This is a genomic window from Proteiniborus sp. DW1 (assembly GCF_900095305.1).
Classification (GTDB): Bacteria; Bacillota; Clostridia; order Tissierellales; family Proteiniboraceae; genus Proteiniborus.
Window position 1 is genome coordinate 164,720 of record NZ_FMDO01000044.1, and the last position, 14,787, is coordinate 179,506.

Here is a 14,787-nt window from a genome sequence, read left to right on the forward strand (position 1 = left end):
GTTTTACTCAGTTTAATGAAATGAGAAACGAGGTTACTTGCTTTATCCTAAAGCAATAACCCCGTTTCTTCGCTTTCCCCTTAAAGCAAAAAAATAAGCTGGCATACTATTTTATCCTTGCCAGCTTTGTTTTTTATATAGAGAGTTACAGATTTTTTATTGTTTCAATGTATGAATCGGATTACCTAATGCCAAATGAGCTGCTTCCATAACAGTTTCAGAAAGAGTTGGATGAGGATGAATGCCTCTTGCTAGGTCTTCAAGTGTTCCCTCTAGTTCCATAGTCATGACTCCTTCTGCTATCATGTCTGTAGCAGTAGATGCCATCATATGAACTCCTAGGATTTCTCCAAATTCTTTATTAGCAACTATCTTAACAAAACCATCTCTATCTCCTTCAGCTAAGGCCTTTCCATTTGCACTTAGCGGGAATGTACCTACTATGATATCATATCCCTTTTCCCTTGCCTCGTCTTCTGTAAGACCTACAGTTGCTATTTCTGGGAAGCTATAGATACATGAAGGTATTCTGTCATAGCTCATTTTACTATCCACACCCATTATATTTTCAACTGCTATAATTCCCTCAGCTGAAGCAACATGAGCTAATAGATGTTTACCATTTACGTCTCCTATCGCATATACTCCTTCTATATTAGTTCTCATTCTTTCATCAGTGATTATACCTTTTCTATCAGTTTCTAAGTTTAGGTTCTCAAGACCTTTCAAGTTTGGGGTTCTTCCTAGGCTAACGAGTATCTTATCTCCTTCAAAGGTTTTTTCTTCCCCATTAACTTCTACTGTTACCTTGTTGCCTTCGAACTTCTTATGTTTTACTCCATAAATTATCTTTACACCTTTTTTAGTTAGAATCTTAGCCATAGCTTCACTTAAATCCTTGTCTATTCCTGATAATATTCTAGGGGATCTTTGAAGTATGGTAACTTTGCTGCCAAGTGCATTATAAAGTGTTGCGAACTCAATACTAATAGTTCCTGCTCCTAATACTATCAAGTGTTCAGGAAGCTCCTTTGGATCAAGAACCTCTGTGCTAGTAACTGCATAGCCTTGTTCAAAGGACTCTTTAATTCCTTCAATATCTGGAATCATAGGAGATGAGCCTGTTGCAATAATTAAGTTCTTAGTATTTAATATCTCGTCATTTACTTTTACAGTATTCTTGTCTACTACCTCTCCAAAGCCCTTATAGATATCTACACCATTTTTCTCTAGCAGAAGTTTAACTCCTCCTGTAAGTCTTTTAACCGCTTGATTTTTTCTCTTAACCATTGCATCTAGGTTAATAGATACTCCGTCTTTGTCTTTAATGTCAACGCCATATTTATTTGCATTCATTACATATTCGTATACCTTGGCACTTTTCAGAAGTGTTTTAGTTGGTATACATCCTACATTTAGACAAACTCCTCCTAATTCTCCAGCTTCGACTACCGCTGTCTTTGCTCCCATTTGTGCTGCTTTTATGGCAGCTACATAACCTCCTGGACCTGCTCCAATAACTAAAATGTCGTACTGTTTCATCCTTTTTCCTCCCTTAGCTTAGTAACAGCAACATGGGGTTACTCAAAAGCTCCTTAAGTCTTAGTAAAAATCTTCCTGCATCTCCTCCGTCAATAATCCTATGGTCAATACTTAGCGATATAGGCATCATGTGCCTAATGACTATTTCATCATTTATCACTACAGGCTTTTTGTCTATTTTACCTATGCCTAGTATCGCTACCTCAGGATGTCTGATTACAGGAACTCCATAGGATGAGCCTAATGCACCATAGTTAGTTATTGTAAATGTTCCTCCGTATAGGTCATCTATGCCTATAGTCTTGTTTCTAGCCCTTTCCACAATACCTTCAAGTTCCTTAGCAATCTCTAAAATTCCCTTATTATTTGCTTCCTTCAAAACTGGAACCATTAACCCCTCTGGTGTATCTGTTGCTATACCAATATTATAGTATTTTTTATAAATAATTTCATCCTTTATATCATCAAAACTTGAATTAAATACAGGGAATTCCTTTAATGCAATAGTTAAAGCTTTTATAATAAATGGCATATAGGTTAGGCTAATGCCTCTATCTCTAGCCATTTCTTTCTGTTCTTTTCTAAGCTTCACTAATTCAGTTACATCAAAATCATCCATAACTGAAGTATGAGGAATTACAGATTTAGACAGTACCATATTATCTGATATGGTCTTCCTTATCCTAGAAATAGCCACTCTTTCAACTTCACCGTAAACCTTTATTTCTTCTCGTTTAATCTCAGGTCTTAGGAAAGTACCTCCTACAGGCTGGACAAATACGCTCGTTTCTTCAACTTCCTTCGCTTCTTCTACTTTCTTATTCATTTCTTTATATGCATATATGTCTTCTTTCATTACTCTACCAGCTGGTCCTGTGCCTTTTACTAAGTTTATATCTATCCCTAAATCCTTAGCTAGCTTTCTAGCTACAGGAGTTGCCAGTGATTTAGTTCTGGTTTTCTTCTCATCCTGTTTTCCTTCGTCACTGCTATCTATAACTTCTGAGGATACTTCTATATGTCCAACTACTCCAGCACCCTTTTCATCCTCACTTAAAGGCTCCTGCTTTAATTCGACTTTATTGTCTCCACTTCCATCATCTATTATAACTACTGTATTTCCTACATGGATTGTATCGCCAACTTCTCCAAATAGCTTGTATATCTTTCCACTTACAGGTGAGGGTATCTCTGCATTTACTTTGTCTGTTTCTACAAGGAAGAGAGACTCCCCTTCTTTAATTCTATCTCCTTCTTTAACAAACCATTTTAATAGTACACCTTCGTGTATTCCTTCTCCTATATCTGCAAATTTAAATTCAAACATTCTATCACCTCCGTTAAAACTCTACTAGTTCTTTTATCTTCTTAGCAATCTGTCTAGGTTTTATTATAAAGTGGTGTTCTCCTCTTGGTAGTGGAACAGTTATATCAAATCCAGTGAGCCTTGTTGGAGGTGCTTCAAGATATAAAAATGCCTTCTCATTTACTATTGATATAAGCTCCGCTCCCGCACCAAAGGATTTTACTGCCTCGTGTATAACTAGAAATCTTCCTGTTTTCTTCACAGATTCTATTATTGTATCTTTATCTATTGGAGATATAGTTCTTAAGTCTATTAACTCAACGCTTATTCCCTCTTTCTCTACTTTCTCTATTGCTTTTTGTGTCTCTCTAACTAATGCTCCCCATGCTACTACAGTTATGTCTTCACCACTTTTCACTACCTTAGCCTTGCCTATGGGTACTGTATAGTCTTCTTCTGGCACCTCCTGCTTGAATGCTCTATATATTCTCTTTGGCTCTAAGAATATTACTGGGTCTGGGTCTCTAATTGCTGATAAAAGTAAGCCCTTTGTATCATATGGTGTAGAAGGTATCACTACCTTAAGTCCTGGTATATGAGCAAATATAGCTTCAGGGCTTTCAGAGTGATGTTCTAGGGCCCTTATTCCACCGCCATAAGGCATTCTTATTACCATAGGAAGACTATACTTACCTCTACTTCTATTTCTCATTCTTGCAGCATGTGCAATTATTTGATTCAGTGCTGGTAACACAAAGCCATCAAACTGTATTTCAACTACTGGTTTCATACCATTTATAGCCATGCCTATTGCAGTCCCTACTATAGCCGCTTCCGATAAAGGTGTATCAAAACATCTATCTACTCCATATTTTTGTTGTAATCCTACTGTGGCTCTAAAAACTCCACCTTCATAGCCTACGTCTTCACCATAAACTATAACAGAGCTGTCTCTTTCCATTTCACTATCTAAAGCGTGTGTCAATGCGCCTATATTATTTAATAAAGCCATTACATTCCCTCCTCTTGAAGAAATTTCTTATATTCCTCGTATTGCTCTACTAGATTTGGAGTCATTTCAGCATAAGTGTACTTAAATATATCTTCTAGTGGAACAAGTCCTGATTCTTCAACTTTCTTGAAGGTTTCCCCAACATAGTTTTCGTATTCCTCATATTGCTTTTTATCTTCTTCTTCACTCCAAATACCTTTATCTATTAAATACTTCTTAAATCTCTCAATTGGATCTCTCTTTTCCCATTCTTTAACCTCACTATCATCACGATATATTGTAGGATCATCTGATGTAGTATGAGGCCCTAGTCTATAGGTTACTGCCTCTATAAGTGTAGGTCCTTCTCCATTTCTTGCTCTCTCTACAGCTTCCTTAGTTGCAGCATACATTGCTAATACATCGTTACCATCTACTTGAATTCCAGGTATTCCATAAGCAATGGCTTTTTGTGCCAAGGTTTTAGATTTTGTCTGTATGCCTCTAGGTACAGATATAGCCCATTGGTTATTTTGGATTAAGAATATAACTGGTGCATTAAATACTGCTGCAAAGTTAACTGCTTCATGGAATTCTCCTTGAGAAGTTCCTCCATCTCCAACATATACAATTGCTACATCTTTTTCTCCCTTTATCTTAGAAGCCATTGCAATACCAGTGGCATGATTAAGCTGTGATGCTATAGGAACTGATACAGGAAGCATCTTTATATCATCAGGAAACTTACTTCCCATTTCATTTCCATACCAATATAAGAATATTTGCTCAAGTGGTACACCCTTATATAACCATGCTCCTAATTCCCTAAAGGCTGGAACTAGCCAATCGTTTTCCTTAGTGGCTGCTATTGAACCCACTTGTGCTGCTTCTTGACCTCTATTAGGTGCATAGGTTAACATTCTGCCTTGACGCTGATATTGAAGTGCTTTTATATCTGCTACCTTTGTAAGAAGCATTGTTTTATACATCCTCAACAGATTATCATTCTCAATTAAGGGGTGTAAATTATCATTTATTATTTTCCCATCCTTATCTAGTATGCTAAGCATTTCTTCTTTTAATGGATTAAATCTATCTGTAAGCATTTAACCAGTCCTCCTCACTTTTAAGATATATAGTCTAATTTCTATATTATGAAAACAAAATAGTTTTATTGTCTATTTTTATAATACCCCCTTTTTTAAAAGTAAAACTATGTTTTATGACCTAACCCGATTTTCTGAATGCCTTTTTCAGAAAATTGCTGGTAGGTCAAGCGCAATGAGCACCAAATTCATGCGAGCGACAGCAAGCAGATAAATTTGTGTTGCGAAACTGCGATGTATAGATTCTTCACTAGCGTTAAAAATGACAAAAAAAGAACAGATCAGTTAATCTGCTCCCTATAGGATTTACCATTTTTATTCTTCTTTTAATCTATATTTATTCTGAGGTCTTCCCACTTTTCCGTATTCAAGTTCAAGGACAATCTTCTGCTCTTTTTCAAGCAAGTCTAAGTATCTTCTTGCTGTTATCCTAGAGACTCCAATACTCTTTGACACCTGCTGTGCTGTAAATGTTTGTCCTTTCATATTCTCAATGTAATTTATGACTTTCTCATAGGTATATTGACTAAAACCCTTTACATCTCCAATTTCTTCTAGAAGGTTGGTATTTGCTTTCTTTTCATTTAATACATACTTATCAATTATTTCTTGATCTATAGCTTCATTGGATGATAGGTTCTTTTTTCTATTTCTGTACTGAAGCATTGCTTCTTTGAACCTTTCAAAGACAAATGGCTTCACTATATAATCAACAGCACCATATCTAAAGGCTTCCTCGACAGATTCCATATTTCTGTCTGCTGTTATTAGAATCACATCAATTTTTAAATCCTTTTTCCTTGTCCACTTTAAAAGTTCTAGCCCTCTTCCCTGTGGAAAAAATATATCTAATAATATTAGATCAGGCTTATCTTGTAAAATAACTTCCTTTGCCTTATCTATTGACCCAACACTAGCACATAGTTTGTAGCCTTCTATTTTTTTTAAAAACTTCTCATTGATTTCTCTAACCATTGGGTCATCTTCAACTATAAGAACCTTTATCATATTAATTCCCCCTTCCCATGGGAATAGTTATTTCCCAACAAGTACCACTATCTGATTTGAGTTCTATTGCTCCTTCTGCAGCATCTACTATTTTTTTCACAATATTTAAGCCAAATCCTCTATATCCAGATTTAGTAGTATATCCTCTTAAAAATATTTTATCTCTAATATCTTCACTTATACCCATTCCATTATCCTTTACTATGATTTTAAGTTCATTCGCATCTGAATTAATCTTAATATATAGTTTCCCATCTTTTACCTTAACCAATTCATCTATAGCATTATCGATTAAATTTCCTAATATTGAACAGACATCGTCTGCACTAATTTCTTTAGGTAATGCTGTTACATTTGAATTAGGATCTATTTTCATTTCGATTTTAGCCTCAGCAGCCTTATTATACTTCGATAAAAGTATACCTGCCATATGAACATCTTTTATCTTATAGGTTAATGTTCCTAATATTTCATGTCTCCGTTCAGATAAGTCAGATATATATTTCACTGCCTTATCATACTCTTCAAGCTGAATAAGCCCAGATATGGTTTGGAGTTTGTTTGAAAATTCGTGGCTTTGGGCTCTTAGGTCATTTGTCAGCTTTCTTATACCTGTAAGCTCTTCAGCCATTCTCTTAACCTCTGACAAGTCCTGAAAACTAGATACGACTCCTATAATTTCATTTTTATGATTTTTCATTATTGTATGGCTACAGAGAAGTATTTTTTGAGGTGCAAGTCTAACTTCTTCATTGTAGATAGACTCTTTGCTTTCAAGTACATCCATTATTTCTTTAGTATAGGCTAAATTAAAGTTAGAAATGTTCTTACCTACATCACTATCCTTAAAACCTAAAACATCTTTTGCATTCTTATTTAAAAGTATAATATTACCTTTTTCATCTACTGCCATTATTCCGTTTTTCAAGCTTTGGAGTATGTTATCTCTCTGTCCTAGTAGGAGAGCGATTTCCTTTGGTTCAAGTCCAAATATGGATTTTTTGATATTATAAGACAATGCTGCAGCACCAATAATACCTACTATTATGCCTATTGCAATTGTCAACTGGAAGTTAAATATATACGGCCTTACTTCTTCATAAACAGTATTGTTTAATAAACCTACTAGTACTGCCCCTACCTGCTCTCCTTCATAATAAACTGGAACAAAGGCTCTTATGGCTGATATTAATACATTTTTGTCGGCAGATACGTATGATTCCCCATACTTCAGTACCCTTTCCTCTCCACCACTAATGTATTTCTTCCCTAAATCATACTCTATTGGATAGGAATATTTAATACCATCCATATCCATGACTATTATATAATTAAACCTTGTATCATGCTTGAAGCTTTCAATTTTGTCTTGAATAACTCTATAATCCTTAGTTGTAGCTAGTGTTTCTTTTATGACATCCATAGAAGCTATAGTCACTGCTAAATCCATTGCATTGTTTCCCATCTGATGCTCTATTGTATTTTCAACTTGTCTAAAAGTAAGTATTCCAATTCCACCTATTACAGTGACAAGCATAAGAGTCATAAATATAGTTATTTTATACTGGAGCTTCACATAAATACACTCCCTTTGTCCTAGTTATTGATTAATTAATGCCTTACTCAGTCCGTCTTTAATAGCATCAATAAGCCCAATACTTGTATATGATGCTCCTGCAACCACTTCTACATCAGGTTTATTAGATTTAATTACCCTATTAGGAATATCTTTGTAAACAATCTCTGCAAACTCCGGCATTTCATATTCTTCAATAACCTGGATACTCAATATATTATATTCATCAGTTATTATTTTAACCTTTATTGGACCATGATGTCCTTCTCCAACTCCTATATATTCTCCTGGAACATATAGGTTTTGTTTTGATGTACATGCTTCTAGCCCAAAAGCTAACACAACAATTAATAAAATCAATAAAGTTCTTTTCATAGAATCTTCCCCTTTATAATTAGAGGTTAAAAATATTAAAAAAATTTTGGTCTTATTGTAAATTTCATTATAATAATTATAACATCTATGGGCTTTTTTGTCACATAAAAAAGACCTATAATATGTATGGACACATATTATGGTCTTTAAAGTTTCTTAATATTCCCTATTTAACAACTTTGACACAGAAGCTTTAATTATTCTTTTGGCCTCACAATCTGGCAGCTTTTCAATTCTATTAATTGCTTTTTCAGTATATCTATCTGCAACTGCTTTCGCTTTATTTATACCATCGTATTTATTTACTAGTAATAATATTTCATCTATTTCAAGTTCTGTTAGGCATTGGCTATCCAGCAGCTTTTTAAGCTTACCATCCTTGTCATTTTGTAAGGCATAAATTAAAGGTAGAGTATAGTAACCTTTTTGTAAATCTCTTAAAGCAGATTTTCCTAACTTTTTTGTATTACCATTAAAATCAAGTATATCATCAATAATTTGAAAGGCCATTCCTGCATTATATCCTATTTTGCCTAGAGAGTTTGTTATTGATTCATGACAATTTGCCTCATGTGCTCCCACATAGAAGCTTATTGCAAAAAGAGCTGCAGTTTTTCCAGATATTATTCGTATATAGTTTCTTAAACTTGCATTTTTCCCATATCTAAGATTATATTGAGTTATTTCTCCCATACATATCTTAGTCAATGCTTTTGAAATATCCCTTAGATTCTCCATGTGATAATCATATTTAGCTAACATGTTAAAACATTGGCAGAAAAGAAAGTCTCCAACATATACTGCATAATCCTTTCCATGCTTGAACTGTACAGTATCACAACCTCTTCTAATCTCTGCATCATCTATTATATCATCATGAATTAATGTAGCCATGTGAAGCATCTCAATCACTGCTGCTATATTATGAATTTTGTCTAAATCACATTCACCAAACCTGCTGGCCAGAATAAGAAAAGCTGGTCTAAGCATCTTACCACCATTTTCAAGCATTGGCGATATAGATTCTTCTAAAATGCTCTCTCTGGACTTGATATTCTGTTTTATGATACTCTTAACTTCATTTAATTCTTCAATAAATGCAGGATAATCGTTCCAAAATTTAATCATCTTCTCACCTTTGCCTATCATTTAAAATTATTGTTAGTTATATGATTCTACATAATAATGAAATGTCCTTCTAAAGAATTCTTTAAAAGGACATTAGATTTTATCATCTAATCAATATACAGGTATGTTTTCTTTGCAAATCCTGTATTCTTCCACCATTTTTTCAGAACAGGTAATACATAGTAATCAAGCCCTAATGTACTTCCAGAGCCGCCAATTAACGCAATACCTGCTGCGAAATACCATAGCATTTCTGTTGGTGCCATTCCAGAAGACCATATCATAAGTCCCATTACAACAGATATTATAGAAGCCAAAGCTGTAAATAATCCTGCAATTAATAATAATCCTACTATTATTTCACCTATTACCATACCTGCTTGGAAAATTTCAGCTAATTTTGTGTATCCTCCATCAGATGTATAGAAAAATATATCCATTGTCCAGCTTACGATATTGGATATGAATTCAGGTACTGGCAATGCTTCCCCCCATTGAGATGCTACTTCAGCTGCACCAGAAGCTGCCGCTGTTGCTGAAGCTGCCGCTGTTGCTGCTGCATTGCCTGCTGTTGGTGGTGCAGGTATTAAGAATATTTTTGAAGGATCTTCAAGAATGCTTGGCAATTTATCTAAACCTTGCATTAACCACTTAAATCCAACGAATAATCTTAATGGGAATAACCAAAAATTTGGAGAACGTTTAGCTAAATGTCCACCTATAAAGCTTCTATTATCTTTCACATGGAAGAATTCATACATTATATATGACCAGCACTTATTAAAACCTGCTACTTGGAAGAAGTATAATAGGTTTATGAAGTGTTTTGAAAGCATAGCAAAGAAGCTTGGTAATCCAAAGAACTTACCTGGTAAACCTACATGAGCCATACCATATTTTCCACCAATACAAACCATAGCTCCATGGAATTTTGGCTTATATGATTTCTTTTCTCCACCTTTTATATCTGAATAAATATTGTGCGCAACTAGTGGTGCTGAATGCTCTGCATTTTCAACCATTTGTGGAACTGGCCTTTCTTCACCTTCAGGTATATAGAATATATTGTCTCCAACTACGTAAACATTATCATAATCCACTGATTGAAGCTTATCATTAGTGACAATTCTCTTTCTGCCTTTTTGCTCAATGTCTAAATTATCTAATAAGTCTGCTCCTTCAACTCCTGCTGCCCAAATTACTGTCTCAGCCTCTATGCTACCTTTATCTCCCATTGTAACAGAACCTGGTTTAACTTCTGTAATTCCTGCTCCTGTAATTATTTCAACGCCTAGTTTTCTAAGTCTATTTTCCGCTCTCTTTATTAACTTATCTGGGAATATTGGAAGGATTTTTGGCAGGGCATCTACTACATAAAGTTTTACTTCATCTTTGTCTACATAGAAGTCTTTGCAAAGTCTATCTTTCCACTCTGCAAGCTCTCCTATCATTTCAACTCCAGTAAAGCCTCCGCCCACTACTACAAATGTAAGCATCTTTCTTCTTTTTTCTGCATTAGGTTCTTTTACTGCTTCCCTAAACATATGAAGGATATGTTCTTTTAGACCAACAGCATCTTCATAGGACCAAAGCTTTTTAGTGTATTCCTCTGCTCCAGGTATACCAAAGTACGTTGGTTTACAACCAGTACCTAATACAAGGTAGTCGTATTTGTAGGTATTGTTCTCTGACTTTAAAGTATTAGCTTTAAAATCAATGTCTGTAATTTCGTCAAGTACGAAATCTACTTTTCTCTTAGCAAATACCTTTTTGAATTCGATTCTAATAGAATCTTCAGGCACTCTATCTGCTGCAACCTCATGTAGCTCTGTTAACATTGTATGATATGGCTTTTTATCAATCAATGTAACCTCCACGCTGTCATCTTTTTTAAACAATTTTCCTAGTTTTTTTGCAGCTAATATACCACCATAGCCGCCCCCTAGTACTATTATTTGTTTAGTATTAGCCATTACTTGACCTCCCTTTATTTTGCATTCAAATGAGCTAATCATCTCATGAACTTAGTCTTAATTGAAAATAATAGTAAATAAAATAGACCCACTATAAGTTTGATAATCTACTAACTATCCTAGTTAAAATATTATCATAACCCTAACAAATGTCTATATTTACAAAGTTTTTGGTCATTACCTATACAATTTGTTTATTTTGTTCATGAATTAATCACTGCTTTTTATGAAAGAATAATAGGTTAGTATTTTTCTTTACTTTAAAGATATTTTCAATAATGCTATAATGTTTTTTGATAGCATATAACTTGAATCATAAAGAAAGAGGGAAAGTATGAAAAAAAACAGAAAAATGACTATTATTAAAAATGAAGAAGAGTCTAACATAGAATACAAAGGGAATGGAAAAACTAAAAAGTTTATTGTTTATATATTGTCCATTATTGTAATAGCTATTGGTATGTATTCAATTATCAGTAAATATAAAGGGGCAAATCTATCTAAAGACAGTTTAATTAAAGAAAAAACAGGTTTTCTATTAGGAACAGTGGTACAAATAAAATTTCCTGAATCACAACCTGTAAGGCTATTTGATGATGTCTTCGTTCTTTTAAAGGAAATAGAAAATGATATGAGCATAAATATTGAAGATAGCGAAGTAATTAGAATCAATAAAAGTGCTGGTAAATCCTATGTAAAAGTATCTCCAGAGACCTATTATGTAATTGAAAGAGGAAAATATTATTCTGAGCTTTCAGAAGGGAGATTTGATATTAGCATAGGTCCTTTAGTAAAACTATGGGGAATAGGAACCAATGCCCCTAAGGTTCCAACACAAGTTGAAATAGAAAAAGAATTAAGTAAAGTTGATTATACTAATATATTGCTTAATGAATCTGACAAGAGCATTATGCTAGCAAAGGAAGGCATGATCATAGACTTAGGCGGAATTGCAAAAGGATATGCTGCCGACGTAGTTGCAGATTATCTAAAGTCTAAAGATATCCATAATGCAATCATCGACTTAGGTGGCAATATACTGGCTTTAGGTGGAAATGGCAAGGCTGACTTTTGGAATATTGGTTTGCAAAACCCATTTGAGGCAAGAAATAAACACTTAGGTATTCTTAAAGTTAAAGATAAGACCATAGTCACATCTGGAGTATATGAAAGGAATTTTACTGAAAAGGGCAAAACATATCATCATATTCTAGACCCCTTCACAGGCTATCCAGTAGAAAACTCCTTAATGAGTGTCAGCATAATTGCTGATAAGTCTATAGATGCTGACGGATTGTCTACTACAGTATTTGCACTGGGACTTGAAAAAGGAGCAGAAATAATTAAAAGTCTTGACGGAGTTGATGCTATTTTTGTAGATAAAGCTAAGAATGTGTACATTACTGAAGACATTAAGAATTCTCTGACTATTACAAATGATGAATTCACTGTAAAGGATATCTAAGAAATTTCAAAGCATGAAATTAAGACTTTTATGGAAATGCTTAAAACTAAGAGAGCTTTTATTGAAACTCATAAGTAGCAAATCCTCTTATATAAAAAATGATAGTAAGACTTTCTTTTGATTAAAAATAAAGAAGTATCACAAGCTACAAAAGTAACTTAGTGATACCTCTTTTTTTATATACTTATTTCATCAAGCTTGTGTAAGTTATGTTGCTTAATAAGTTTCATAAGCTTTATTGGATATTGTGGGTCAGTAGCATATCCTGCTCTTCTTAGAGCCCACGCACCTTGAGTACTATCGTGCATTACATCTCTAAAGATACCATATCTTTCTCTTGTTAGCAGTAAATTATTGTAATCAGCCCAGCTTTCATTTAGATTGTTATATGCTCTGAATTCTGCATCTACACGGAAAGACACTCCATTATAAACCTCCCATGTGTTAGATATTACAGAGCCAGCTGATGCACTCCCTTTATATCCGAATAGGTTATATGATACCTTACCATTGTATTTATCTACTGGTACACTTTGCCCCCAGCCTGTTTCTAAAATAGCTTGAGCTGTTTGTATGGCAGCTGACATACCTGTCTTTTCCCAAGAAGCCTTAGCTAGCTTAGATGCAAATCCAATAAAATTGTCTTTTTCTACAACAGGAACAGCAGAATAAGTCTTACCTAAGTAGACTCTAACAGGGATTTCTTCACTTAGTACTTTCTTTCCTGAATTATATATTCCCTCAGCTTGAACTATCCAATTTCCTTCATCCCCTTGGGCAGGCGTAAATGTATACTCAGCTTGTGGAGCTTGGTTAGATGCTATGACCTTTCTTGCTCCAGTATTAGCATTGATTAGAATATAGTTTACATTGTCTAAAGCAACATTGCTAACAGTCTTTAATTTAACAGGTCCTGTAATAACTTGCTTAGGTCCTACACCTTCTAAAAATAATTTAGGTGAACCTGAAAATTTAACACTTACTCCTTTACTTTCATGAATTATACCTTTAGTATCCTTAACTCTAACTAATAATTCCTTAGTACCTGTGTACTCAGGTCCTGGAAACCATTTATAACTGCCATATGGTATTTGAGCTAAAATTTTCTCTGTCCCAGTACTTGGATCTCTTAGTACATACTCTGTCTGACTAACATAGAAATTAATAGAAGATGAAAGTGTTACTGGCTTAGTAATCGTTGCACCATTTGAGACACCGGTTAATATCAGCTTACGAGGCATATCAACTCTAGCATATACAATCTGACTTTCATAAGCATTATTTTCACTATCATATGCTATTGCCTTAAATGAGTAATTTCCGTTGTCGTACATATTAGGAGTCCAAGTATATGGCCCATATGGGTCAGCCTCAGAAGTCTTTGTTACTTTGTTGTTGTCTAAATTAGTAATCTCGTATTTAACATAGGACGCAATAAAGTTCGTATCTATACTCATGGAAACAGTATCAGTTATTAACTGACCTTGTGTTAAACCTGTTAATGATATTTTAGGAATAACTTCTATATTTACAGCTATAGAGTCTCCTCCTAAGAATTTCCCATTGCTATCATAAAGAGCAGCTACAAGTACCTTTTCTCCTCTATCCTGTAAATTAGGTATCCAAAGATATTTTTCCTCTAACTTGTTTCCTCTTGCTACAACAGTTCCTTTTGCTGTATTTGGGTCAAGTAATAGATATTTTATTTCCACTGCCTTTGTGCTAGCTCCATTAGGTAATTGGATTTGTAGCTCTGTTTTTCCTGTGATAGCTTGTCCTGAAGTAAGAGATGATATTCTTACATCAAAAAATGGCTCAACATCTGCCTTTTTGCTAGAATCTATGAGTATAGTGTTAGTAGCTCCGTCCCAATCAACTCCAATACCTAGAGCATTGCTAACTAAACGTAGAGGTACATAGGTACGCTCATTGATTATTGTGGGAGGCACATCGCATAAGCTAAATGCTTTTTCTCCATTCTCTCCACTCTCATATGAAACTAGGTGACTATTAATTCTTAAAAGAATCGAAGCATTCCCTTTTACCACATTAACAGTCCTGTCCTCATTATTCCATTTAACTTGTGCTCCAAGCTGTTCTGCTATGAAGCGTATAGGTACTAGAGTTCTATCGTTTTGAATTATTGGGCTTGCTATTGTAGTGATATCCTGTCCATTTAATAATAATCTAGGCTCATTGGAAGCCAAAGCCTCAGGACTAGGCAATTGAAGAAACATAAGCATAATTAATGTTATGTAAAATTGTATCCATTTTATTATTCTAATTTTTATCTCCCCCTTTATTTTTGTAAAAACAG

The 14,787-nt window shown here is 34.4% G+C and carries 11 protein-coding genes; 1 reads left to right on the forward strand and 10 read right to left on the reverse strand.

The window, feature by feature from the left end:
• Positions 1-156 precede the first annotated feature (156 nt).
• The 9 genes from lpdA to DW1_RS11960 form a co-directional block, all read right to left on the reverse strand.
• A complete protein-coding gene (gene lpdA / locus DW1_RS11920) occupies positions 157-1,542 on the reverse strand; it encodes a dihydrolipoyl dehydrogenase (RefSeq protein ID WP_074350842.1) in 1,386 nt (461 codons plus the stop codon).
• A 13-nt stretch (positions 1,543-1,555) separates the two neighbouring features.
• Complete coding sequence (locus DW1_RS11925; RefSeq protein WP_074350843.1) at positions 1,556-2,869, reverse strand: dihydrolipoamide acetyltransferase family protein; 1,314 nt, start codon at positions 2,867-2,869, stop codon at positions 1,556-1,558.
• 13 nt (positions 2,870-2,882) lie between these two features.
• Positions 2,883-3,860, reverse strand: coding sequence for an alpha-ketoacid dehydrogenase subunit beta (locus tag DW1_RS11930; RefSeq protein WP_074350844.1), 978 nt, complete (start codon positions 3,858-3,860; stop codon positions 2,883-2,885).
• Complete coding sequence (gene pdhA, locus DW1_RS11935; protein ID WP_074350845.1) at positions 3,860-4,945, reverse strand: pyruvate dehydrogenase (acetyl-transferring) E1 component subunit alpha; 1,086 nt, start codon at positions 4,943-4,945, stop codon at positions 3,860-3,862. Before pdhA ends, DW1_RS11930 begins: the two co-directional genes overlap by 1 nt.
• A gap of 315 nt (positions 4,946-5,260) precedes the next feature.
• Positions 5,261-5,953 (reverse strand): response regulator, encoded by a 693-nt coding sequence (locus DW1_RS11940; RefSeq protein ID WP_074350846.1) that lies wholly within the window; start codon positions 5,951-5,953, stop codon positions 5,261-5,263.
• A 1-nt stretch (position 5,954) separates the two neighbouring features.
• A complete protein-coding gene (locus tag DW1_RS11945; protein ID WP_074350847.1) occupies positions 5,955-7,529 on the reverse strand; it encodes an ATP-binding protein in 1,575 nt (524 codons plus the stop codon).
• Between the two features lie 24 nt (positions 7,530-7,553).
• Positions 7,554-7,904, reverse strand: a complete 351-nt coding sequence (locus DW1_RS11950) for an FMN-binding protein (RefSeq protein ID WP_074350848.1) — start codon at positions 7,902-7,904, stop codon at positions 7,554-7,556.
• 156 nt (positions 7,905-8,060) lie between these two features.
• On the reverse strand, positions 8,061-9,032 hold the full coding sequence (locus DW1_RS11955; RefSeq protein ID WP_074350849.1) for a polyprenyl synthetase family protein: 972 nt from the start codon (positions 9,030-9,032) through the stop codon (positions 8,061-8,063).
• A gap of 107 nt (positions 9,033-9,139) precedes the next feature.
• A complete protein-coding gene (locus DW1_RS11960; protein WP_074350850.1) occupies positions 9,140-11,005 on the reverse strand; it encodes an FAD-dependent oxidoreductase in 1,866 nt (621 codons plus the stop codon).
• Positions 11,006-11,339: 334 nt separating this feature from the next.
• Between DW1_RS11960 and DW1_RS11965 the strand changes: the two genes are divergently transcribed.
• Positions 11,340-12,470 carry an FAD:protein FMN transferase gene (locus DW1_RS11965; protein WP_242942493.1) on the forward strand — a complete coding sequence of 377 codons (1,131 nt, stop codon included), beginning with the start codon at positions 11,340-11,342 and terminating at the stop codon, positions 12,468-12,470.
• Positions 12,471-12,646: 176 nt separating this feature from the next.
• Here DW1_RS11965 and DW1_RS11970 read toward each other — a convergent pair whose 3' ends face one another.
• A complete protein-coding gene (locus DW1_RS11970; protein WP_074350851.1) occupies positions 12,647-14,713 on the reverse strand; it encodes a stalk domain-containing protein in 2,067 nt (688 codons plus the stop codon).
• Positions 14,714-14,787: the final 74 nt, after the last annotated feature.